Annotated in this window: 24 protein-coding genes; 7 read left to right on the top strand and 17 right to left on the bottom strand. The window is 36.1% G+C overall.

Going from position 1 to position 22,550, the window contains the following annotated elements; all coding sequences use genetic code 11:
- Window positions 1-35: 35 nt before the first annotated feature.
- The 7 genes from parC to ACQVV1_RS07075 all read right to left on the bottom strand — a co-directional run bounded on the left by parC (window position 36) and on the right by ACQVV1_RS07075 (window position 9,738).
- Entirely contained in the window at window positions 36-2,459 is a 2,424-nt protein-coding gene (gene parC / locus ACQVV1_RS07105; protein ID WP_242255145.1) for a DNA topoisomerase IV subunit A, read from the bottom strand.
- A 1-nt stretch (window position 2,460) separates the two neighbouring features.
- Window positions 2,461-4,425 carry a DNA topoisomerase IV subunit B gene (gene parE / locus ACQVV1_RS07100; protein ID WP_242255143.1) on the bottom strand — a complete coding sequence of 655 codons (1,965 nt, stop codon included), beginning with the start codon at window positions 4,423-4,425 and terminating at the stop codon, window positions 2,461-2,463.
- A 374-nt stretch (window positions 4,426-4,799) separates the two neighbouring features.
- The gene (locus ACQVV1_RS07095) at window positions 4,800-5,213 is read right to left on the bottom strand and encodes a CoA-binding protein (protein WP_242255141.1); all 414 of its coding nucleotides are present in this window, start codon (window positions 5,211-5,213) and stop codon (window positions 4,800-4,802) included.
- A 79-nt stretch (window positions 5,214-5,292) separates the two neighbouring features.
- Window positions 5,293-6,534, bottom strand: coding sequence for a S1C family serine protease (locus ACQVV1_RS07090; RefSeq protein WP_063221273.1), 1,242 nt, complete (start codon window positions 6,532-6,534; stop codon window positions 5,293-5,295).
- Window positions 6,535-6,736: 202 nt separating this feature from the next.
- Window positions 6,737-7,414, bottom strand: a complete 678-nt coding sequence (locus ACQVV1_RS07085; protein WP_001044686.1) for a response regulator transcription factor — start codon at window positions 7,412-7,414, stop codon at window positions 6,737-6,739.
- Between the two features lie 18 nt (window positions 7,415-7,432).
- A complete protein-coding gene (nrdG, locus tag ACQVV1_RS07080) occupies window positions 7,433-7,885 on the bottom strand; it encodes an anaerobic ribonucleoside-triphosphate reductase activating protein (protein WP_063221274.1) in 453 nt (150 codons plus the stop codon).
- Window positions 7,882-9,738, bottom strand: coding sequence for an anaerobic ribonucleoside triphosphate reductase (locus ACQVV1_RS07075; protein WP_242255140.1), 1,857 nt, complete (start codon window positions 9,736-9,738; stop codon window positions 7,882-7,884). The genes nrdG and ACQVV1_RS07075 overlap by 4 nt, the downstream gene beginning before the upstream one ends.
- Window positions 9,739-9,963: 225 nt before the next feature.
- On the opposite strand from ACQVV1_RS07075, the gene plsY reads away from it, so the two are divergent.
- Window positions 9,964-10,560: a glycerol-3-phosphate 1-O-acyltransferase PlsY gene (gene plsY, locus ACQVV1_RS07070; protein ID WP_000258967.1), complete on the top strand. Its 597-nt coding sequence runs from the start codon at window positions 9,964-9,966 to the stop codon at window positions 10,558-10,560.
- A 108-nt stretch (window positions 10,561-10,668) separates the two neighbouring features.
- On the top strand, window positions 10,669-10,959 hold the full coding sequence (locus tag ACQVV1_RS07065) for a HesB/YadR/YfhF family protein (RefSeq protein WP_001054442.1): 291 nt from the start codon (window positions 10,669-10,671) through the stop codon (window positions 10,957-10,959).
- A 26-nt stretch (window positions 10,960-10,985) separates the two neighbouring features.
- Here ACQVV1_RS07065 and ACQVV1_RS07060 read toward each other — a convergent pair whose 3' ends face one another.
- Window positions 10,986-11,405, bottom strand: coding sequence for an acyl-CoA thioesterase (locus ACQVV1_RS07060; RefSeq protein ID WP_000495815.1), 420 nt, complete (start codon window positions 11,403-11,405; stop codon window positions 10,986-10,988).
- A gap of 109 nt (window positions 11,406-11,514) precedes the next feature.
- On the opposite strand from ACQVV1_RS07060, the gene ACQVV1_RS07055 reads away from it, so the two are divergent.
- Complete coding sequence (locus ACQVV1_RS07055) at window positions 11,515-12,807, top strand: glycoside hydrolase family 18 protein (RefSeq protein WP_242255139.1); 1,293 nt, start codon at window positions 11,515-11,517, stop codon at window positions 12,805-12,807.
- A gap of 28 nt (window positions 12,808-12,835) precedes the next feature.
- Here the strand turns inward: ACQVV1_RS07055 and tlp are convergent, their stop codons facing one another.
- The 5 genes from tlp to ACQVV1_RS07030 form a co-directional block, all read right to left on the bottom strand.
- Window positions 12,836-13,033 carry a small acid-soluble spore protein Tlp gene (gene tlp / locus ACQVV1_RS07050; RefSeq protein ID WP_002172888.1) on the bottom strand — a complete coding sequence of 66 codons (198 nt, stop codon included), beginning with the start codon at window positions 13,031-13,033 and terminating at the stop codon, window positions 12,836-12,838.
- A 99-nt stretch (window positions 13,034-13,132) separates the two neighbouring features.
- Window positions 13,133-13,267: an acid-soluble spore protein SspN gene (gene sspN, locus ACQVV1_RS07045; protein ID WP_000527987.1), complete on the bottom strand. Its 135-nt coding sequence runs from the start codon at window positions 13,265-13,267 to the stop codon at window positions 13,133-13,135.
- A 43-nt stretch (window positions 13,268-13,310) separates the two neighbouring features.
- Window positions 13,311-13,454: an FbpB family small basic protein gene (locus ACQVV1_RS07040; protein ID WP_001254697.1), complete on the bottom strand. Its 144-nt coding sequence runs from the start codon at window positions 13,452-13,454 to the stop codon at window positions 13,311-13,313.
- A gap of 139 nt (window positions 13,455-13,593) precedes the next feature.
- Window positions 13,594-14,541 (bottom strand): 3'-5' exonuclease, encoded by a 948-nt coding sequence (locus ACQVV1_RS07035; protein WP_063221277.1) that lies wholly within the window; start codon window positions 14,539-14,541, stop codon window positions 13,594-13,596.
- Between the two features lie 117 nt (window positions 14,542-14,658).
- Window positions 14,659-15,234, bottom strand: a complete 576-nt coding sequence (locus ACQVV1_RS07030) for a TlpA family protein disulfide reductase (RefSeq protein WP_242255137.1) — start codon at window positions 15,232-15,234, stop codon at window positions 14,659-14,661.
- Between the two features lie 251 nt (window positions 15,235-15,485).
- Between ACQVV1_RS07030 and ACQVV1_RS07025 the strand changes: the two genes are divergently transcribed.
- The gene (locus ACQVV1_RS07025) at window positions 15,486-15,743 is read left to right on the top strand and encodes a hypothetical protein (RefSeq protein ID WP_242255136.1); all 258 of its coding nucleotides are present in this window, start codon (window positions 15,486-15,488) and stop codon (window positions 15,741-15,743) included.
- A gap of 33 nt (window positions 15,744-15,776) precedes the next feature.
- Here ACQVV1_RS07025 and ACQVV1_RS07020 read toward each other — a convergent pair whose 3' ends face one another.
- Window positions 15,777-17,477 (bottom strand): ABC transporter ATP-binding protein, encoded by a 1,701-nt coding sequence (locus tag ACQVV1_RS07020; RefSeq protein WP_309259208.1) that lies wholly within the window; start codon window positions 17,475-17,477, stop codon window positions 15,777-15,779.
- Between the two features lie 51 nt (window positions 17,478-17,528).
- Entirely contained in the window at window positions 17,529-20,252 is a 2,724-nt protein-coding gene (gene acnA, locus ACQVV1_RS07015) for an aconitate hydratase AcnA (protein WP_063221281.1), read from the bottom strand.
- 291 nt (window positions 20,253-20,543) lie between these two features.
- Here acnA and sspO point away from each other — a divergent pair, with 291 nt between their 5' ends.
- Complete coding sequence (gene sspO, locus ACQVV1_RS07010) at window positions 20,544-20,693, top strand: small acid-soluble spore protein SspO (protein ID WP_431168709.1); 150 nt, start codon at window positions 20,544-20,546, stop codon at window positions 20,691-20,693.
- 41 nt (window positions 20,694-20,734) lie between these two features.
- Here the strand turns inward: sspO and pdaB are convergent, their stop codons facing one another.
- Window positions 20,735-21,460, bottom strand: coding sequence for a polysaccharide deacetylase family sporulation protein PdaB (gene pdaB / locus ACQVV1_RS07005; protein WP_142332851.1), 726 nt, complete (start codon window positions 21,458-21,460; stop codon window positions 20,735-20,737).
- A gap of 46 nt (window positions 21,461-21,506) precedes the next feature.
- Entirely contained in the window at window positions 21,507-21,770 is a 264-nt protein-coding gene (locus ACQVV1_RS07000) for a hypothetical protein (protein ID WP_001146294.1), read from the bottom strand.
- Window positions 21,771-21,891: 121 nt separating this feature from the next.
- Here ACQVV1_RS07000 and ACQVV1_RS06995 point away from each other — a divergent pair, with 121 nt between their 5' ends.
- Together ACQVV1_RS06995 and ACQVV1_RS06990 are read left to right on the top strand one after the other, a co-directional pair.
- Entirely contained in the window at window positions 21,892-22,014 is a 123-nt protein-coding gene (locus ACQVV1_RS06995; RefSeq protein WP_000517650.1) for a small acid-soluble spore protein P, read from the top strand.
- Window positions 22,015-22,138: 124 nt separating this feature from the next.
- Window positions 22,139-22,525 (top strand): Hsp20/alpha crystallin family protein, encoded by a 387-nt coding sequence (locus tag ACQVV1_RS06990; protein WP_063221282.1) that lies wholly within the window; start codon window positions 22,139-22,141, stop codon window positions 22,523-22,525.
- The last annotated feature ends 25 nt before the right edge of the window (window positions 22,526-22,550 follow it).

Here is a 22,550-nt window from a genome sequence, read left to right as displayed (position 1 = left end):
AGCATCTTGCCATTATCCATAGCAAGATGCTCCCTTTATTCCGGTCTTTTTTTCGTCCACGTCTCAATAACTTCACCAGTATCATTAACATCTAGCACTAAACTACCGTTACTATACCGGTCCTTATTTCGATACGCTTTCGGATCAATTTCTTCTACAATGTGTTTCTCTGTCTTCATGTAAACTAGTTCATCGTCTCGAACAATTTCAATACCGACAATGCGGTATGGATTACGTTTTAACTCTTTGAAAATAACAAGCCCTCGCTTCGCCCTCGTTGATTTCTCAATTTCTGATGCTTTTAGACGTTTTACAGCACCGCGCTGCGTTACGAGAATAAGTTGATCTTTGTCACCATTTAATGGTTTACCAGAAGCAACATAGTCATCTTCTTTTAAATTAATTGCTTTCACACCAGCGGCCCTTACGCCTACTGGACTTACTTCATCTTCATGGAAAATAAGTGCATATGCACCGTGTGTAGCAAGAACAATATCACTCGTTCCATCTGTCGCAAATATATCGACAACCACATCATCTTTTTTCAAGTTTACAGCGACGAACGCCCTTGAATAACGCTGTACTTTATATTGGTTTAATTCTGTTTTCTTAATCATACCATTTCGCGTTACAAATACGATAAATCGTTTTTCTTCCTCAAAGTTCGGTACGACAGTTGCCCAAATAATGGTTTCATCCCGGTCGAGTGAAACGATATTAGCAACGTGCTGACCCAAATCTTTCCAACGAATATCTGGCATTTCGTATACTGGCAGATATATATAGTTTCCTTTATTCGTAAATAAGAGGACTGTCTCTGTCGTATTCGTATCGAATCGTTCAAGTAAGATGTCACCCTCTTTCATACCGAAGTCTTTGCCATTTGAGGCATTATGCGAGCGCCATCCAGTACGTTTCACATACCCTTCTTTCGTTACAGTAACGATGACATCTTCTTGTGGGATCATTACTTCTACATCTATTTTAATTTCCTCAATTTGTTCTTCAATAATAGCACGACGATCATCACTATATGTTTTCTTCACTCTTTTTAAATCTGTTTTAATAACTTGAAGCAATCTTTTTTCACTTTGTAAAATCGCCTGTAACTCTATAATTTTCTTATTCAGCTCATCGGCTTCTTGTTGTAGTGCTGTAATATCTGTATTCGTTAAACGATATAATTGCAAGGATACAATCGCTTCCGCTTGCGCTTCTGTAAAACCAAATTTCGCACTTAAATTATCTTTTGCATTACGCTTATCTTTTGAAGCTCGAATCGTTTCGATTACTTGATCTAAAATCGATAATGCTTTCTTTAAACCTTCTACAATATGTTGACGATTCTCCGCTTTTCTTAATTCATATTGTGAACGTCTCGTAACAACCTCTTTTTGGTGGCCAATATAAGCATCCAATATTTTTGGTAATGTCATAAGTGTTGGGCGACGATTATTAATCGCTACCATATTAAAGTTGTACGGAATTTGTAAATCTGTATTTTTATATAAATAATTTAAAATTCCTTCAGCATTTGCTTCTTTCTTCAATTCTACAACAATGCGAAGACCTGTACGATCTGTCTCATCACGAACTTCAGCAATACCATCTAATTTTTTATCTAGACGTAATTCATCCATTTTTTTAACAAGGTTTGCTTTATTCACTTCGTAAGGAATTTCAGTGATTACGATTTGCTGTTTCCCACCACGAACCGTTTCAACTTCTGCTTTTCCGCGAATAATGATTTTACCTTTTCCTGTTTCATACGCCTTTTTAATACCATCAATCCCTTGAATAATACCGCCTGTCGGGAAATCTGGTCCTTTCATAACTGTTAATAAATCATCAACAGTACTGTTTGGCTTATCAATACGCATCATTGTAGCATCAATAACTTCTCCAAGATGATGCGGAGGAATTTCTGTTGCATAACCAGCGGAAATCCCCGTTGATCCGTTCACTAATAAGTTCGGAAACGCTGCTGGTAATACAACTGGTTCTTCACTCGTATCATCAAAGTTTGACACGAATTCAACTGTTTCTTTATCAAGATCACGTAATAATTCAGATGCAATTGGTGATAAACGAGCTTCCGTATAACGCATTGCTGCTGCTGGGTCCCCATCGACACTACCATTATTACCATGCATTTCAACTAAAACATTACGTACTTTCCAAGTTTGACTTAAACGTACCATCGCCTCATATACAGAGGAATCCCCATGTGGATGATAGTTACCGATAACGTTACCTACTGTTTTAGCTGATTTACGAAACGCTTTATCATGTACATTACCTTCTACATACATAGAATATAAAATACGTCTTTGTACTGGCTTTAAACCATCACGTGCATCTGGAAGTGCACGATCTTGAATAATATATTTACTATAACGCGCAAAGCGGTCACCTAACACGTCTTCAAGCGGGAGGTCATGAAACTTCTCTGCTTGCATGTTATTCCACCTCCGTCTCCATTATCATTTCATTTTCTAAAATATTTCCTTCTTCTTGCATACCAAACTGTACATTGCGTTCAATCCATTTACGACGTGGTTCTACTTTATCGCCCATTAACGTTGTAACGCGGCGCTCTGCTCTTGCTGCATCATCAATTTTCACGCGAATTAACGTGCGCGTTTCAGGATTCATAGTCGTTTCCCATAATTGATCCGCATTCATCTCACCAAGTCCTTTATAACGTTGTAACATATAGCCTTTTCCAACCTTTTTCGTTACACCGTCTAATTCTTCATCTGACCAAGCATATTCAATTACTTCACTCTTACCTTTTCCCTTACTTACTTTATATAAAGGTGGAAGTGCGATAAACACTTTTCCGGCTTCGATAAGTGGTTTCATATATCTGTAGAAAAACGTTAGTAACAATACTTGAATATGAGCTCCGTCCGTATCAGCATCGGTCATAATGACAACTTTATCGTAGTTAATATCTTCAACATCAAATTCATTTCCTACGCCGCCACCAATCGCATAAATGATTGTATTAATCTCTTCGTTTTTAAAGATATCAGCAAGCTTTGCTTTTTCTGTATTAATAACTTTACCACGTAACGGTAATACCGCTTGGAAACGACGATCTCGTCCTTGCTTTGCTGAACCACCGGCAGAGTCACCCTCTACTAAGTACAGTTCATTTTTCTGCGGGTTACGTGATTGTGCAGGTGTTAACTTACCACTTAATGTACCTTCTGATTTTTTCTTCTTCTTACCACTGCGAGCTTCTTCTCTCGCTTTACGAGCAGCCTCACGCGCTTGCGCTGCTTTCACTGCTTTTCTCACAAGAAGTGTAGCTACATCCGGATTTTCTTCTAAAAAGTAGGCTAAATGCTCTGATACAATCGCATCAATTGAAGACCGCGCTTCACTTGTACCTAGCTTCCCTTTCGTTTGTCCTTCAAACTGAAGTACTTCTTCTGGTACACGTACAGAAACGATAGCTGCTACCCCTTCACGAATATCTGTACCTTCTAAGTTTTTATCTTTTTCTTTTAATAGTGAAACTTTACGCGCATACTCATTAAACACACGCGTCATGGCTGTTTTAAATCCAGCTTCGTGTGTTCCACCGTCTTTTGTACGTACGTTATTTACAAATGAAAGAATATTTTCTGAGTAACCATCATTAAATTGAAATGCTAGTTCTGCTTCAATCCCATTTTGTTCACCAGTGAAGTATACAACTGGATGAATGGGATCTTTTTCTTCGTTTAAATAGGAAACGAAAGCTTCAATTCCTGTTTCATAATGAAATACATCTTCTAAATCATTTCGTTCGTCTTTAATTGAAATCTTCATTCCTTTTAGTAAAAATGCTGATTCACGTAATCTTTCACATAACGTTTCATAATTGTAATTTGTTGTACTGAAAATCGTTGTATCTGGTTTGAAATGCATTGTTGTACCAGATTCTTTCGTTTTCCCAATTTTCTCAAGCGTCGTTACAGGAACACCACCATTTTCAAAACGTTGTTCATAAATGCTGCCGTCACGCTTAATCGTTACGACTAACCATTCTGATAAGGCGTTTACAACTGATGCCCCAACACCGTGTAAACCACCACTCGTTTTGTAACCACCTTGACCAAACTTACCACCAGCATGAAGTACAGTTAAAATAACTTCAGGTGTAGGTTTTCCAAGTTTATGCATTCCCGTAGGCATTCCACGCCCTTTATCTATAACGCTAATACTATTATCTTTATGTATTACGACAGAAATTTCGTCGCCAAATCCCGCTAACGCTTCGTCAACGGAGTTATCTACTATTTCATATACTAAATGATGCAATCCACGGCTGTCCGTGCTCCCGATATACATACCCGGGCGTTTTCGAACGGCTTCAAGTCCTTCTAACACTTGGATTGCATCTTCATTATATTGGAACTGATGCTTTGCCAAACTCCTTGCCCCTTTCCTAATCAAAAATCAGAACATATGTTTCTATTATAGAATAACGCCTCGACTATAGTTTTGGCAAGTTATCTTATCTCTTTTATATACCATTTTCAATAGAAAAATCCTTGTTTTTTCACAAGGATTCCTCTAGGCTACTATTTCAGAAAAATAATCGTTTGTCAACGAGAAATGGATATGTATGCCAAGATTACACATTCCAAACCTTTTTTATGATCCAAATGATCAATATCCAAAATGGGATAATAATTAACAATCCCCAAAAACAGCCTTTAAAAAATCTCATGATGAACACCTCGTTCATCGACCCTATATATGTAACAAGGGCTGATTCAATCTTTCTACCTTTACAACCTATACTATTTTGTCATCGCATGTTCTACTTTTATACAACGATCCATTATTACAGTATAGTCTTTTTCTTTTAAAAGTTTGTATGTATCTTCATCTTGTACTCCTAATTGTGCCCAAAAAACATCTGCATCAATCTCTACAAACTCTTTTGCAACATCCATTAAAAATTCTGAACGGCGGAATACATTTACAATATCAACATGTTCCTTAATATCCTTTAGTGAAGCAACTGCCCTTTCTCCAAGCACCTCATCTACCGTTGGGTTTACTGGAATAATGCGATACCCAGCATCTTGCATTGCTTTTGAAACCATATACGATGTACGTTCTGGCTTATCCGATAATCCAACAACTGCAATCGTTTTGCTTTTCTTTAATACTTCACCAATTTCCGTACGAGTTGGGTTTTCAATTGTCATAATTTATCCCTCCTATTCCTTTAGTATAGCCGATAAAGAAAGTCTCTTTCAATATGAAAGAGACTTTCTTTTATTTCGATTATTGATTCTTTGTAGCTGAGTTATCTGCTAAAGTGGCTGTTTTCGTCATTTTTTGACCGTTACGATAGAATGTAACTTCTACTTTTTCGCCTACTTTTTTCTTTTCATATAAATATTTACGGAATTGAAGTGAATTTTCTACTTTTTGATTATCTAATGCTACTACAATATCATATTGCTCTAAACCAGCTTTTTCTGCAGGTGATATTGGATAAATTTTACCTAATACAACGCCATTTGTTACTTCTTTCGGTACTTTCAATTGATTTACTGCATAAGCTTGCACATCTTCTAATGAAACGACACCTACTCCAAGAGCTGGACGTTTCACTACTCCGTCTTTTTCAAGTGATTCAATAACTGGTTTTGCGATATTAATTGGAATAGCAAATCCAATCCCTTCAACTTCTTGTTGTGCAATTTTACTTGAATTAATCCCAATTATTTCACCGTTTTGGTTAAATAATGCACCACCACTATTACCAGGGTTAATCGCTGCATCTGTTTGAATAACTTGAGCATTCCAATCTGCCCGTTTATCCCCATCAATATCTACTGGAATTTCACGTTCTTTACTACTAATAATACCTTCCGTTACACTTCCATCAAATCCTAGTGGGTTACCGATTGCAATTGCTTTTTCACCCGCACGGATTTTGCTTGAATCACCTAAAGTGGCAACTTTATTTACATTAGCCCCGTCAATTTCAACAACAGCTAAATCTAACCAAGGATCTTTCCCTACTAGTTTTGCATCTACCTTTTTACCATCACTTAATTTTACAGCAAGTTTATTTGCACCATCTACTACATGGTTGTTCGTTACAATATATGCTTTATTTCCTGCTTTTTTATAAATAACACCTGATCCTGAGCCAGCTTGTTGTTCTTGACCTGTCGGTTGCATTGCAAATGGATCAATGCTTTGTTGCATATTGATAACACCTACAACAACATCTTTCGCGCCTTCAATCATACCAGGTAAATCAGTTTCATTTTTTGCTTTATTGACAACAGGAACTACAGTACCTTCAACTTTTGAATCCGAACTAAATGATGATACAGCCGCTCCATTATTTTGAGCCCATGGCATATATGGTGCTGCAAAACTAATTGTGACAGCCCCAACTACAGCCCCGACTAAACCTGTGAAAAAATAACCTTTTTTACTGCCCGATTTTCTCACTTCTCTCGTTTCCCTATGCTCTTCATTTAAATTTGGTCCGTCGTAATATCCCATGTTTTATTTCCCCTCTCTGGTGAATTCGTATTTTCAGTATAGTCACGTTTTGTGTCCTTCTTGTGAACTCATCGTGAAATCCAATTAAAAAAATACTCTTATCTAACATTGTAGACAAGAAAAGTATTTTTTGTACATTCTACCTGCAAAAGAGGATATAAAATTGACATTTCCCTAGGCTAAAGTACACAATCCGTTACAATTATTCTTCAAATTTGTAACCAACTCGAATAACAGTACCGATATGCTTCGCTTTATCTCCTAGCTTATTTCGTAGTTTTTTAATATGAGTATCAACCGTTCGGTCATCACCGTAATAGTCATATCCCCATAACTGATCTAATAAATGTTGTCGTGACAACACAATTCCTTTGTTCTCCATTAAATAAACAAGAAGTTCAAATTCTTTATGTGTTAATATAATTTCTTCTCCATCTACTAAAACGGTTCTAGATAGACGATTCACTTCTATTCCAGCTAAAGACATAGTATTTTCTTCCGCTACTCCTACCACGCCATCCGCACGTTTCAATAACGTCTTCGCGCGAGCTACTAACACTTTCGGGCTGAATGGTTTCGTTACATATTCATCTGCACCTAATTCGAATCCTAATAATGTATCATCCTCATCCGAACGTGCTGTCAACATAATGATTGGTACAGCTGATTCTTTTCTAATTCGTCTACAAACAGACCATCCATCTATTTCTGGTAACATAATATCTAACATAATTAAATCAATTTCATGCTCTGCAAATAATTCTAACGCTTTTTTTCCGTCTTCTGCTTCGATTACTTCAAAGCCTTCATTACGAAAATAATCACTAACGATTTCACGTAATCTTCTTTCATCTTCAACAAGTAATACTGTTTTATTCATATAATCTATCCCGCCTTTTTACTCTTTCAATCGAATAATACGTTGATTGGAGCTTCCGCGAAATGGAAGTGTTAAATCTTTTTTCTCGATTTCAAATCTTCCATCGACTAAAACATCCCCATAATGTAACAACTCTATCATATCATTATTTTGAGAACTCTGTATCTCTTCTAACGTATAACCTGTATACATCCATAGATTTTTTTTCAAATCTTTCACAGCTTTTGCTACTTTTTTCACTTCATTAGCTTGGAAAAATGGATCTCCACCTGAAAATGTTACATCAGTTAATGGATTACTTGCAATCTCTTCCATAATTTCTTCTACTGTCATTTCAGTTCCATTACAAATATTCCACGATTTCGGATTATGGCAACCGAAACAACGATGCGGACAGCCCGCAAAAAACACGACTGTCCGCAATCCTTCTCCATCTACTACACTATCATGAATGATGTTCATCACTTTCATTTATGCTTCACCCGATCCATCTCTTCACTACGTTTCGCACTATTCCACTTCGACATATCTCCTACAAGATAACCTGTTATGCGGCGAATTCTTTCTATATTGGCCTCATCTTCATTTCCGCAGCTTGGACATTCATTTCCGATAACTCCGTGATAGCTACAGCACTTACAACGATCAACAGGATGATTAATTGAACCGTATCCAACGCCATTCTCTGCCATCGCTTGCACAATTTGTTTTAACGCCTTCTTGTTATGCATTGCTGCTCCGTCTAGTTCAATATACGTAATATGTCCCCCATTACATAGGGCGTGGAAAGGTCCTTCTAAACGAATTTTATTTATCGCTTGAATGTTATAGTAAACTGGGATATGGAACGAATTCGTATAATAATTATGATTCGTTATACCGGTAATCACACCAAATTCTTCTCTATCTTTTTTCACAAACTTCCCTGATAACCCTTCTGCAGGAGTTGCAATTACTGAGAAATTCAGTTCATGTTCTTCTGTCGCTTTATCCATTCTATCTCTCATAAAGGAAATAATTCCATATCCAAGTTTCCACGATTCTTCATCTTCTCCATGATGCTTTCCTGTTAAAGCTACTAAACACTCCGCAAGACCGATAAACCCAAGGCTTAACGTCCCTTGTTTTAAAATGGATGCTACAGAATCTTCAGGCTGTAACGTTTCTCCTCCGCGCCATACACCTTGTGAATATAAAAATCGAAAATCTCTAGCTCGCTTCGTACATTGGTACTCAAATCGTTCTAATAATTGCTTAATTCCTAAATCTAAGTAATAATTTAACGCTTCAAAAAACGCTTCTTTTGAACCACTAATTAACGCTAATTTCACTAAATTAATAGACGTAAATGATAAATTGCCTCTTCCAATCGCTGTTTCTTCTCCATGTATGTTAGACATAACACGAGTACGGCATCCCATGTAACATACTTCACTTTCCGGTCGTCCATCATAATGCACTGCATTAAATGGCGCATCTAAAAATGAAAAGTTAGGGAATAATCTTTCAGCCGTTGTTTCTAACGCTAATTCAAATAAATCATAGTTCGGATCACTTTCTTCAAAGTTCACACCTTTTTTCATTTTAAAAATTTGAATAGGAAAAATTGGTGTTTCCCCTTTACCAAGACCAGCTTGTGTCGCTTTTAAAAGCTGTCTAACTAATAATCGTCCCTCTTTTGATGTATCTGTTCCATAATTAATAGAAATAAACGGTACTTGTCCCCCGCCCCTACTATGCATACTATTTGAATTATGAATAAACGCTTCACAAGCCTGATACGTATCATTTTCTGTTTCTTTCCATGCAAATTCTTCTATTTGTTCTTTCGTAAGCGGATATGACTGTAATCGTTTCTTATGTCTCTCTACTGTTTTTCTCACATATGGAGCTAAATCAATATCAAAGAGTGCAAACGATTGACCACCATGCTGCATATTTTGATTCGCTTGAAAAATAATAGACGAAAGAGCCAATGCACTTTTAATGTCTTGCGGTTGTCTCATATGGCCATGTCCTGTATGAAAACCGTTAGCAAGCATTTGCGCTAATGGAATTTGCGAACAAGTCGTTGTCCCAGTCGCATAAAAATCTAAGTCATGTGGATATAATATATTTTGATTTATCGCTTTTTTCACTTGATCTGACAATAAATTTTCAACTGCATAATATTTCGCACTCTCAGATGCGAACGTTCCCATTACTCCCATCGGAGAGCGGCCATCTACATTTGCATTTTCTTGCATTAAATCTTGTTCATTGCCGTGGACAATTGTCTCAAACACTCTCATTAATTCTTCTCCACGTGTATTTTTTTGTAACATTTATAACCCTCCACCAATATGTTGTTGTCTTTTGATTAAAATGTTACTACATATAGTCTTATTGTTTCTGTGAGAAATGTAACATTCCTGTGAAATTTTTTGCACGAAATAATGAATTTTTCATTTACAAAAAAGAAATGTGCTCTTTACAAATGTATGGTACAATATACGGGAAAAACTCTTTTTACCCTTTATCAACACATTTGAATAAAGGAGACTGAACTTATGGTTACTACATATCTTTTATTTATCGTTGCCTACTTACTTGGCTCGATCCCATTTGCACTAGTCGTTGGAAAGATTGGTTATGGAATTGACATTCGTGAGCATGGAAGCGGTAATTTGGGCGGGACAAATACATTCCGCACACTAGGGAAAAAAGCAGGTTTTATCGTTACAATTGCTGACATTTTAAAAGGTACATTAGCAACGAGTCTACCGATTATTTTCGGGTTAGATGTTCATCCACTATGGTTCGGATTAGCAGCTGTTCTTGGACATGTGTATCCGATTTTCGCGAAATTCCGTGGTGGTAAAGCAGTTGCAACTTCTGCTGGCGTGCTTTTATGCTACTCACCAGTTGTTTTTGCAATATTAGCTGTTGTCTTTTTCAGCCTTTTATTTACAACAAGATACGTGTCACTTTCTTCTATGGTAACAGCTGTCGTTGCCGTTATCGCATCAATTGTTAGCGGGGATAAAATCTTCATTATTGCGATGTGTTTATTAGCAGGTATGGTTATTTATAAACACCGTGCAAATATTGGACGAATTATAAATAAAACTGAACCGAAAGCAAACTTTTCAAAAAAGCAAAAATAAGATCGTAACCCACATAACGCAAAAAGAAAACGTGAAGCATATTAATAGCGTCTTTTTGCGTTATTTTTTATACTAAAGAAAAAGCAACATAATTTGGAGGAACTATACATGAATCTTTCCGTAACAAAAGAAGCAGCACAATGGTATAAAAACGAATTAAACTTACAATCAGGTGAAACACTACGCTTTTTCGTACAATACGGTGGTTGCAGCACTGTGCAAAAAGGACTTTCTTTAGGTATTCGTAAAGATGACCCTGCACACCCTGCTGTTCAAATTCAAGAAGAAGATATTAACTTCTTTATTGAAAGCGATGATGAGTGGTTCTTCGATGGACATAATTTAGTTGTTACATTTAACGACGGTGATGATTTCCCGCAATTTAATTATGAAAAATAGAAAAAACGTGGCTTCTGCCACGTTTTTTATTTTTTCTTAATTTCCTCATATTTCGCATACCACTCAGGATAGAACTTTTTAAATGATACGGGCCTGAACCCTTCTTTTTTCGCACAAATATTCGTCGTACTTGCGGTAATACAAAGTTCACCTTCGCCGTTATATATTTCATAACCATATACCACGCGAAGCGGGCTCACAGTGTCCACCCATGTTTTCACAATTGCTTTTTCACCGTAACGCATCGCTTTACGATATGAAATTTGCAAATCTAACACAGGAGAAATAATACCCTCTTTCTCCATTTCAACATATGAAAAACCTAAATCTTGTATAAGTTTCGTGCGACCTAATTCCAGCCACACCAAATAGTTTGAATGGTAAACAACACCCATTTGATCTGTTTCCGCATAACGGATTTCAACTTCATGTTCTGCTACAAACATATGTATTCGCCTTCTTTCACTTCTGCTGCCTTGCATACATTTAATCATAATACAGTGACAACAAAAATAAAATAAAAACAGTGAATCTTTTACTGAAAGGAGCAAGCATATGATTCAAATTGTAACTGTTCGTAGCGGTGATAGCGTATATAGCTTGGCATCAAAATATGGATCAACACCTAACGAGATAGTAAAAGACAATGGATTAAATCCAGCTGAAACACTCGTTGTTGGTCAGGCACTGATCGTGAATACGAAAGGGAATAATTATTATGTACAGCCTGGCGATAGCCTATATCGAATCTCTCAGACATATAACGTTCCTCTCGCTAGTTTAGCTAAAGTTAATAACTTATCTTTAAAATCCATTCTCCATGTTGGACAGCAATTATATATACCGAAAGGGACAAAACGAGCGGTAGAATCCATCGCTTATTTACAACCTTCAACAATTCCAATAAAAGAAAGTTTGGTAAATGCTACACGTGCTATCAACCCATTTTTAACGTATTTAGCCTACTTTAGTTTTGAAGCCAAAAGAGATGGTACATTAAAAGAACCAACCGAAACAGCTAAAATCGCTAATATTGCAACGCAAGGCAACACCATCCCTATGCTTGTTATTACAAATATTGAAAATGGAAATTTCAGTGCCGATCTGACATCAGTTATTTTACGGGACGCAACAATCCAAAATAAATTTATTACAAACATTTTGCAAACTGCTGAGAAGTACGGTATGCGAGACATTCATTTTGATTTCGAGAGTGTGGCACCTGAAGATCGTGAAGCGTATAATCGTTTTTTACGAAATGTAAAAACACGATTACCTAATGGATACACGCTAAGCACAACGCTTGTACCGAAAACAAGTTCAAATCAAAAGGGAAAATTTTTCGAAGCTCACGATTATAAAGCACAAGGACAAATTGTTGATTTCGTCGTCATTATGACATATGACTGGGGATGGCAAGGCGGGCCACCGATGGCGATCTCTCCTATCGGTCCTGTAAAAGAAGTACTTCAATATGCAAAATCTCAAATGCCTCCACAAAAAATTATGATGGGGCAAAATTTATACGGTTTCGATTGGAAACTTCCATTCAAAGAAGGAAATCCACCTGCAAAAGCAATTAGCTCTATTGCAGCTGTTGCACTAGCTCGTAAATACAATGTTCCTATCCGCTATGATTTCACAGCTCAAGCTCCTCATTTTAATTATTTCGATGAAAATGGTGTACAACACGAAGTTTGGTTTGAAGATTCACGGTCTGTTCAAAGTAAATTCAATTTAATGAAAGAACAAGGTATAGGCGGTATTAGCTATTGGAAGATAGGTTTACCATTCCCGCAAAATTGGCGTTTACTCGTTGAAAACTTTACGATTACAAAAAAGGGCTGACATAAGTCAGCCCTTTTTGTACATTCTGTTAAGATTCATCTTTGATTTCACTTTTTAATGAGTCAATACTTTCTAAACGTCTTTGATTTTTTGCTTCAATAGCAGCACGATCTTTTTCATTAGAAAGTTCCGCTGTTTCTTTTGCTTCATTAAAGTTATCAATTGTATTTTGCACCATTTCTTGTAACTTTTCAGCGTTGTCACTTCGATTATCTGGATTTGGCATGTACTTCCCTCCTAATATTGTATATACACACCATCTTAAGTTACCTATCTTGCCTCAAATTTATACATAAAAAAGGAGAATGTAATATTCTCCTTTTCTTTAACCGTTATCAACAATCGGTTGTTTGCCCGTTTGGTCTTGCATTTGCTTTCCTTTATTGCCACCAGCTTTTTTTGATTGTGTTCCAATATGATTCGGTGCAAAGTCTTTTGAATTCTTTTTCGGATTACCCATTACTATCGCCTCCTTAACACTAGTATCGTACTAGTGTTAAGAATTATTCAGCTTGCTTAAAAAGTTTCATTTCATAACGTTTTTCAATACGTTCTTCAATACGATCGATTGCATCACGATCGCTTAATAATTGTTGTTTATTTTCTTTCACAAGTTCGTCAAATGATTTACGGCGACTTCTTCTCATGCTGTTCACCCTCTCTCCTTTACTTTCTTATTACATAGTATGAGCAAATGAAAAACTCTTTAATCAGATTTGCAAGAAAATTTTATGTTTTAATACTCCTAAAAAAACTCCGTATACAATAAATTGTATACGGAGTTTTTTATACCATAACATTTAAATACTCTTTCAGTTTTTCATCTGCATTCGTTTCATTTTCTTTATAATCATGGAGCGCTTGTAGTACGAAATCATACTGTTCTAAAATATAACTTTCTAATTTTAAAACATCTTCTACGCTATTCAGCATAATTCTCGTATTACCAGCTTCACTTTTTAACGCCGGTTCACATTGTAAGCTCGTACATATTTCTTTCACATCATCTTCTAATATATCTGTTAATACATATTTCTTTCGACCTTTTACTTTTAATCTCATAACCGGATAAAAAGCTTTTATATCTAAATAATTCCCTACATTCATGTAACGAATCCATTCAATATTACGTTTATTTCGTACAAGCATTTCTTTTAATACTTCATATACCACAGTTTCATCAAGTACGTCTTTATTTGATTTTCTCTTTGTTTCTTCCTCAATAGATGCACATTTTTGATAAACAGCTGCACAGGTAATACAATCATCAAATGCATTATGAGAACTTAAACGAATGCCAAGCATTCGCTTTAACGTTTCAAGTTTATGATTAGGCGCGTGCTTCATATATTTCTTTGCTAAAAACACAGTATCAATCACTTTATTTTTAGGTTCCGGTAATCCAAGCATATTGACATTGCTTTTCAAAAAGCGCATATCAAAAGAAGCGTTATGAGCCACAATAACATTTGTATGTAAAAATGCTAAAAATAAAGGTAACACTTCTTCAATTGTCGGTGCATCTGAAACACGATAATTTGTAATACCTGTTAAGCTCGTTATTCGGCCTGGAATTGGACGCTCTGGGTTCACGTATGACACGAATTGATCTACTAGCTCATGATTACGATATTTCACTGCTGCTACTTGAATAATTTTATCATTATAAGGGTTAAATCCTGTTGTTTCAAAATCAATTACAACATAATCTAACGGTAAGGATATATTCCCCACTCCAAATACACTCCTTTATCTCTAAACGTTTATATTTCTTTTATCATATCACGAAGCTTTCACTACTTGAAAAAGAAAAGGCAGAAATGGTTACTTTCCACCTCTACCTTTTCACCATTATTTTAATTTAGCAATCCGTTTCTCCATCTCTTTTTGCGTCATCGGTCCAATAAACTTATCTTGAATGACACCTTTTGTATCTACAAAATACGAAGTTGGGATCGTAATTACTTTATACGCTGTTGTCACATCAATATTTTTGTCCAATAAAATAGGAAAAGTAATTCCTTTTTCCTTTGCAAAATTACTTACCTTTTCTACTCCCCCACCTTTTTCTGAAGGTGTATAATTTATTGCTAAAATTTCTACATTTTCTTTATGTTCTTTATAGAAAGCCTCCATATCAGGCATTTCTTGTTGGCAAGGTCCACACCACGTTGCCCAAAAGTTTAAAATCACTTTCTTTCCTTTTAAATCTGATAACTTTACATTCGTTCCATCTAACTTCGTTAATTCAAAGTCCGGCGCACTCTTCCCTATTTCAATACCATTACTTGCAATCATCTCTTTCATAGCAGCTTCACTTTTTTCTTGCTCTCCTTGGGCCGCCTGATCGCTTTTACCAAACTGTTCATAAGCTGCATATCCCGCTAAACAAAGTAACACTACAATAATCATAAGCTTCCGCCACATTTTATATCACCCTAACGTGTTTATCTTCTTTTAATATATCCATTCAAATGCTATATACCTTATTTTAGCTTATACGGACAAGCTTGGAAATATTCACAGTCAAAATAATTGGAATATTCTTATTTGAAGTGTAATTCCTTCCTTTTTATCATATAATTAGACAAACGGATGAAGTGTTGCTTATCTTCTTATGGACCCATTCACCTTTTTACTCTCGTAGTTATAAACCTACCACAAAAGGGGGATTGTTTATGAATTCATTCGAAAAAACAACATTATATATTCTTAGTTTTCTTTTATACCCAGTCGGTATTATTACATGGATCATTTCACTCTTTAGTAAAGATCTTGAAAAAAAGAAAGTAGGGCGTATTTGTCTCTATGTTTCTCTAGTCTCATTCGTCCTTTTCTTAATTCTTGGAATTGCAACTTTCCTTATGACTGCTACTTTTAACGTAGATCTGAACCATTCAGAATCTATCGAATATCAAATAAATGACGTTGAATAAAGATAAGAGCACTGCTCTTTATTCACATCTCTTTCAAAATGAATGACTATTTATTAATTTTTCAGGACTTCCACATGCAACAATACTTCCTTCTCTCATTATGACAACACGATCCGCTAGTATCACTTTCTCTACATCATGTGTCGCCACAATTCTCGTTACATCTCTTCCTAGTCCTTCAATCATATCCCAAACAACTTCTTGATTGCTCGGATCTAACCCGGCAGTCGGTTCATCTAAAATAATAAGATTCGGATTTGAACCAATTGCTCGTAATAATGCAAGACGTTTTCTTTCTCCTCCCGAAAACTCTTCACCACTTTTATGTAGTACAGTTTGAATCCCTTTAGGTAAATCTCTAATTATCGGCTTCACATTTATAAGTTCAATATTTTTTTCTAACTGGTTTTCTAAGCCCACTTCCCCGAAATACATATTCTCTTTTACTGTCGTCCGAAAGAATCGAGGTTCATGCCACACTGTAGTCATACGAGCCTTTTGACCATAATAAACAATGCTACCGTTAGATGGTTTATACAAGCCTGTCATTAATTTTAAAAGCGTTGTTTTTCCTGCTCCACTTTCCCCTACGATCATAATGAGTTCACCAGGGTTAATTTGCAAATCAATATTATGAATTCTGCATTTCTCTTCATCATTTTCCTGAAATGAAACATTTGTTATTGTCATCCCCATCGCTCTTTCTACATTACTATTTGCCACTCGTTTATCTAAAAAGGAAAAAACTCTACTTGCCGAAGCAGCTGCAACTTGTGTCATCATTAATAAATCTCCCACATAACGGACAGGGAAAAAGAGCATCTCTATTGTCACTAAAACTGCAACAAGTGAACCAACCTCCATTTCGCCCTGCATTATTTTTTGCGCACCTATAATAAGAACAACGATATATGCTCCTGTTTCAATCACTGTTCCAACTACTCCAATACAGTGTTGCATCATCGTCTTCTTTACTTCTGTTTTATAAGATTGTACCGTTACTCCTTTAAATAAGCCAATAGCCCATTTTTCTTTTTGCAAACTACGTAAATCTTGTGCACCTTTTACAAACTGTGAAACCATCTCTACAACACTTGATTGATTTTTTTGAGCAATACTTGCGATATTTCTTACCTTTTTGCCCATAATCATTGGAACAACTGCACTTAGAAATAAAAACGGAGTTATCCACCAGATGAACTGTGTATCTATATGTTGCAGCGCTATGATCGCACCGATAAATTGCGAAATGGCATGTATATATTCTATTAATATAGAATCATATAACCTGACCCAGTTCGGAATATCAGATACGACTAAAGTTTCTAACTCTCCTTGTTTGATTTTCTCACTCTCTTCAAATGGTAATAAGAAAAAATGACGCAATACATCTATACGCTTCTCTCGTAATATTCGCTGACTCGCTTTGGTGCTTACATAATCAAATGAAAGATTGTTCACCCACATCAACAAGTGACTAACTGCAAACAAAGTAATGTAAAGGTACGCCTCCTTTACCTCTCGTTGAATAAGGTTATCTACAATTAGCCCCATGAATAGTGGACGGGATAAATTTAAAATAGCTGCAAAAAGCCCACTGCATACAGCTGCTATTACTAATATTTTTTCTTTCTGTAACGGTAACAATATTCTTTTATATTCTTTCATGACATTTCCTCCGTTTTTTATAGTAAAAAGAAAGGGATGAAACCAAATGGTTTCATCCCTTTCCATAAAATAAGGAAGCTAACAGTTGTTAGCTTCCTTATCGTTCATTTCAATTATTTAGTTCGACACTTTAGACTCTTCGATTTTCTCACGAAGAACCATTTGCAGAATACCACCGTGACGGTAGTAGTCAATTTCAACTTCACTATCGAAACGAGCTACTACTTCAAATTGTTTTTCGTTGCCATCTAAATCGGTTGCAACTACTTTTACTAGATCACGTGGTCTAACTGTTTTGTCGATTTGAATTTCAAATGACTCGTTACCAACAAGACCTAATGTTTCAGCGCTTTCGCCATCTTTAAATTGTAGTGGTAATACGCCCATTAATACTAAGTTACTACGGTGGATACGCTCGAAGCTTTCTGCGATTACTGCTTTAATACCTAATAAGTTTGTACCTTTCGCAGCCCAGTCACGAGAACTTCCCATACCGTAATCTTTACCTGCAACAACTAGAAGGCCTGTGCCATCTTCTTTATATTTCATAGCAGCATCATAGATTGATGTTACTTCACCAGTTGGCCAATATGTTGTATATCCGCCTTCTGTTCCTGGTGCGATTTGGTTTTTAATACGGATGTTCGCGAATGTACCACGCATCATAACTTCATGGTTACCACGACGAGAACCGTAAGAGTTGAAGTCAACTGGTTGTACGCCGTTCTCTAATAAGTAGCGTCCAGCTGGTGTGTGCTTACCGATTGAACCTGCTGGTGAAATATGGTCTGTCGTTACAGAATCACCAAATTTACCAACTACGCGTAAGCCTGATAATGTTTCAACTTCACCTGGCTCTTTAGATAATCCTTCAAAGAACGGTGGGTTTTGAATGTATGTTGAATCATTATCCCAAGTATATAAAGCTTCGTTTGAAGTTTGAATTTCATTCCAACGCTCATTGCTGTTAAATACTTGTGCATATTCTTTCTTGAACAGTTCAGATGTAACAACGTTTTGAACTACATCTTCAATTTCTTTAGCTGATGGCCAAATATCGTTGAAGTAAACAGCATTGCCATTTGCATCTTTACCGATTTCATCATTTTTCAGATCAATATCAACAGTACCTGCAAGTGCATATGCCACAACAAGTGGTGGTGATGCTAAATAGTTCGCTTTTACAAGTGGGTGAATACGACCTTCAAAGTTACGGTTACCAGATAAAACAGATGTTACTAGTAAGTCGTTTGCTGCGATTGCTTCTTCTAGTTCGTCTGCTAATGGACCAGAGTTACCGATACAAGTCGTACAGCCGTAACCAACTGTTTGGAAACCTAGTTGATCTAAATATGTTGTTAAACCTGATTTATCTAAGTACTCTGTAACAACTTTAGATCCTGGCGCTAATGACGTTTTTACGTACTCAGGTACTACAAGTCCTTTTTCAATTGCTTTCTTCGCAACTAAACCTGCCCCAATTAATACGTATGGGTTTGATGTATTTGTACAGCTTGTAATTGCAGCGATTGCAATTGCACCTGTTTTCATCGTTACTTCTTTATCTTCTAATGTAACCTTCACTTCTTTATCGAACTCTTGCTCATTAAATCCAAGTCCTTGTGTTCCAACTGGTGCTACAACAGCTTTGTGGAACGCATCTTTCATATCTGAAAGTGGAATTAAATCTTGTGGGCGTTTCGGTCCAGAAAGGTTAGATTCGATTGTATTTAAATCAATTTCAACAAGATCCGTGTAGATTGGATCTTTGCTGTCTGCTGTATAGAATAAGCCATTTGCTTTACAGTATTCTTCAACAACGCGAATTTGCTCTTCATCTCTACCTGTTAAACGTAAGTATTCTAATGAAATATCATCGATTGGGAAGAATCCACAAGTTGCGCCGTATTCTGGTGCCATATTTGAAATTGTTGCACGGTCAGCTAAAGGCATGCTCTTTAGTCCATTACCGAAGAACTCAACGAATTTACCAACTACACCTTTTTGACGTAATACTTGTGTTACTTTTAATGCAACGTCAGTTGCTGTAGTGCCACTTGGAAGTGTACCAGTTAATTTCACACCGATTACTTCAGGTACTGGGAAGTATGAAGGCTGTCCAAGCATTCCTGCTTCTGCTTCAATACCACCAACGCCCCATCCAAGAACACCGATACCGTTAATCATTGTTGTATGTGAGTCTGTTCCAACTAATGAATCCGGGTATGCAACTAAGTCACCTTCAGCATTTTTCACAGCATGAACAACTGGTGCTAAATATTCAAGGTTTACTTGGTGTACAATACCTGTTGCTGGTGGAACCGCACGATAGTTATCGAATGATTTTTGTGCCCAGCTTAAAAATTTATAACGCTCTTCATTACGTTTAAACTCTAAGTCCATGTTGAATGCAAGCGCGTCTGCTGTACCCGCTCTATCAACCTGTACCGAGTGATCGATTACAAGGTCTACAGTAATTTCAGGATTAATTTTATCAGGATCCCCACCCATGTCTGCCATTGCTTTACGAAGCGAAGCCAAATCTACAACAGCTGGAACACCAGTGAAATCTTGTAAAATTACACGAGATGGTTTAAATGGAACATCGATATCTTGCACATCTTTCGTTCCCCATTTTGCTAAATTTGTAACATGCTCTTCTGTGATTACACGTCCGTCTACTTGACGAAGTACTGATTCAAGTAAAACTTTCACGGAATATGGTAATTGAGATACGTTGCCAACCCCTGCATTTTCAAGCGCTTTCAAATCATAATAATGATACGTTTTTCCATCTACTTCAAAAGTTGCACGTGATTGAAATGGATTATGTTTGACCATTATGTTTCCCCCCTGTTAAACGTGACTAAGTTGTCTGAATATAAAATGTAGACAAACTTTTCAATACCTTACGATAATATCTTATTACAACTTTCTAAATAAGTAAATAATAAGAAACTTATAGATTATCATAAGTTTTCTTTATGTTTCTAAATTTGAATAGCTTTCATGCTCCTTATGAATACTATTACCATAAAGTAAAGTGCTTTATTAGCGGTTTACTTACAGTTCATACATACTATGAACTGCTCATCATTCAACATACAAAAAATGTTATAGAGGTGAAATAAAATGGGTAAACGAAAAGCAAATCATACTATTTCAGGAATGAATGCTGCATCCGCACAAGGACAAGGTGCTGGTTATAACGAAGAGTTTGCAAATGAGAATTTAACTCCTGCAGAGCGACAAAATAATAAGAAATGTAAAAAGAACCAATAACGAAAAATCCCAAAAGGAACATACACCTTTTGGGATTTTTTCTAATGTTTATAACGTAATAATTCCGAAACAGTTACAAATCGATACCCCTGCTTTTTCAGCTCAGGCAAAATTTTTGCAAGTGCCGATACTGTTTGACTACGATCATTTCCTCCATCATGTAACAATACAATATCTCCACTTTTAGCATTTTTCAGAACATGATTCACAATGGATCCAACCCCAGGATTCGCCCAATCACGTGGGTCTTGATGCCACGACCATAGAACAGTTTGATACCCAGCTTCTTTCGCTGTTTTAAATACAGCATCGTTAATATATCCGCCAGGTGGACGGAATAGCAAAGGTTCTTTCACCCATTTTTTAAAATATTTCTTTCCATCTAAAATATCATTTTCTAATTTTTCATCCGATGAATTACTCGCATATAAATGATTCATCGTATGATTTCCAATTTCATGTCCCTCTTTTAACACTTGTTTCACTAAATATGGATTACGCTGAACTCGAAATCCAATCATAAAAAATGTCGCTTCTGCTTTATATTGACGTAATAAATTTAAAATTTGTGGTGTATAAGTTGGATCTGGTCCATCATCAAATGTAATGGCAATAATCTTTTCATTATTAGGTACTTCCCATGTTACATAGCCAGTTGGTTCTAGCTCTTTTCTGAGCAACATTTTCGCTTCCACTTTTTCAACTTGAAATATATGTACTGCGCATAGTAAAGAAAAAACGAATAGAAAAATTTTCCGTTTTAACATAACATTCATTAAAGTAATAAGGTTGTCGAATACACAACAACCTCATTTACTTTTCTAATTGATCTACATGCTGCATAATATTTTGAAGATTATTTTCGTATTGCTCAAGTTGTGGGCGTTGTGTTTCCGAAGCTACTTCTAGTGCATTTTGAATCTGTTCATACGCCTCCTGAACCTCTTGGCGTAACTCTTTTAAATCATGACCGTAGTTTGGATCATTTTTCACAATGTTGTTAAATGCATTTTCTGCTTGTGTAACACCTTGCTGAGCTGCTTGAAATGCTTGTTGTTTGTCTTTATGATATGGCATTATACAATCCCCTTTCCATAATAGTTAGTCCCATTTATCTTTACCTTTTTTTCTAAAAACATTCTCGTATAAATTTGCAAACTTCTCTCATTCTAAAGAGAAAGAGGAGGTGTCACATACAATGGGCAAAAACAATCGTGAAGCGAAAGAAAAAAAAGGACAACCTGAACCATTAAGCGGATCTCATAAAGTAAAAAACCGTAACCATTCACGCCAAAAAAATCATGCACATCATGATATGTAAAACAATAGGTTCACACTAGCTACCTTTGCCACATACAATGTTTATATTTTTCCATTTATTCTTCACCCTTACTTCATTCATGCATAACATAGTATGAATTGAGATTTTACGGAGGGTGTCTTACATGGGCAAGAAAAAGAAGGATTGTCTTTTTCATGTTGATGGTTTCGAAGAATGGATGGATCAATTTTGTTCTGATTCTTGTAGTAACTTTAGTTTCCCAAATCAAATTCATATTGATCTTTGTGAAACTGAACAAGAATACATTTTGGAAACAGATGTACCAAATGTAACTGAACAAAATGTAGTTATTAAAAAGATGGAGACAGGCCTAAACATTTGCATACTTCATAAAAATATTTCTTTGCAGCGGAACATTCCTTTACCCGCTAATATTATTTATAAGAAGATGCTAGCCTGCTTAGAGAATGGATTTTTAGCCATTCATATTTCCAAAAACGAAGTAGCTAATAAACATGAAGAGAAAGTTCTTTTTCAAATTGAGAATTAAAATAAATACAAAGATAAGCCCCAGT

It is taken from the genome of Bacillus basilensis (genome assembly GCF_050630465.1).
Classification (GTDB): domain Bacteria; phylum Bacillota; class Bacilli; order Bacillales; family Bacillaceae_G; genus Bacillus_A; species Bacillus_A basilensis.
The sequence above is the reverse complement of the archived record's forward strand: the minus strand, read 5'-3'. Positions and strand labels throughout refer to the sequence as shown.

What these genes read in the sequence shown, in the direction of transcription:
- parC (WP_242255145.1), bottom strand. Translation starts at nt 2,459, where the DNA reads ATGCAAGCAGAGAAGTTTCATGACCTCCCGCTTGAAGACGTGTTAGGT.
- ACQVV1_RS07095 (WP_242255141.1), bottom strand. Translation starts at nt 5,213, where the DNA reads ATGACAATTGAAAACCCAACTCGTACGGAAATTGGTGAAGTATTAAAG.
- ACQVV1_RS07090 (WP_063221273.1), bottom strand. Translation starts at nt 6,534, where the DNA reads ATGGGATATTACGACGGACCAAATTTAAATGAAGAGCATAGGGAAACG.
- ACQVV1_RS07085 (WP_001044686.1), bottom strand. Translation starts at nt 7,414, where the DNA reads ATGAATAAAACAGTATTACTTGTTGAAGATGAAAGAAGATTACGTGAA.
- nrdG (WP_063221274.1), bottom strand. Translation starts at nt 7,885, where the DNA reads ATGAAAGTGATGAACATCATTCATGATAGTGTAGTAGATGGAGAAGGA.
- ACQVV1_RS07075 (WP_242255140.1), bottom strand. Translation starts at nt 9,738, where the DNA reads ATGTTACAAAAAAATACACGTGGAGAAGAATTAATGAGAGTGTTTGAG.
- plsY (WP_000258967.1), top strand. Translation starts at nt 9,964, where the DNA reads ATGGTTACTACATATCTTTTATTTATCGTTGCCTACTTACTTGGCTCG.
- ACQVV1_RS07065 (WP_001054442.1), top strand. Translation starts at nt 10,669, where the DNA reads ATGAATCTTTCCGTAACAAAAGAAGCAGCACAATGGTATAAAAACGAA.
- ACQVV1_RS07060 (WP_000495815.1), bottom strand. Translation starts at nt 11,405, where the DNA reads ATGTTTGTAGCAGAACATGAAGTTGAAATCCGTTATGCGGAAACAGAT.
- ACQVV1_RS07055 (WP_242255139.1), top strand. Translation starts at nt 11,515, where the DNA reads ATGATTCAAATTGTAACTGTTCGTAGCGGTGATAGCGTATATAGCTTG.
- tlp (WP_002172888.1), bottom strand. Translation starts at nt 13,033, where the DNA reads ATGCCAAATCCAGATAATCGAAGTGACAACGCTGAAAAGTTACAAGAA.
- sspN (WP_000527987.1), bottom strand. Translation starts at nt 13,267, where the DNA reads ATGGGTAATCCGAAAAAGAATTCAAAAGACTTTGCACCGAATCATATT.
- ACQVV1_RS07040 (WP_001254697.1), bottom strand. Translation starts at nt 13,454, where the DNA reads ATGAGAAGAAGTCGCCGTAAATCATTTGACGAACTTGTGAAAGAAAAT.
- ACQVV1_RS07030 (WP_242255137.1), bottom strand. Translation starts at nt 15,234, where the DNA reads ATGTGGCGGAAGCTTATGATTATTGTAGTGTTACTTTGTTTAGCGGGA.
- ACQVV1_RS07025 (WP_242255136.1), top strand. Translation starts at nt 15,486, where the DNA reads ATGAATTCATTCGAAAAAACAACATTATATATTCTTAGTTTTCTTTTA.
- ACQVV1_RS07020 (WP_309259208.1), bottom strand. Translation starts at nt 17,477, where the DNA reads ATGGAAAGGGATGAAACCATTTGGTTTCATCCCTTTCTTTTTACTATA.
- acnA (WP_063221281.1), bottom strand. Translation starts at nt 20,252, where the DNA reads ATGGTCAAACATAATCCATTTCAATCACGTGCAACTTTTGAAGTAGAT.
- sspO (WP_431168709.1), top strand. Translation starts at nt 20,544, where the DNA reads ATGGGTAAACGAAAAGCAAATCATACTATTTCAGGAATGAATGCTGCA.
- pdaB (WP_142332851.1), bottom strand. Translation starts at nt 21,460, where the DNA reads ATGTTAAAACGGAAAATTTTTCTATTCGTTTTTTCTTTACTATGCGCA.
- ACQVV1_RS07000 (WP_001146294.1), bottom strand. Translation starts at nt 21,770, where the DNA reads ATGCCATATCATAAAGACAAACAACAAGCATTTCAAGCAGCTCAGCAA.
- ACQVV1_RS06995 (WP_000517650.1), top strand. Translation starts at nt 21,892, where the DNA reads ATGGGCAAAAACAATCGTGAAGCGAAAGAAAAAAAAGGACAACCTGAA.
- ACQVV1_RS06990 (WP_063221282.1), top strand. Translation starts at nt 22,139, where the DNA reads ATGGGCAAGAAAAAGAAGGATTGTCTTTTTCATGTTGATGGTTTCGAA.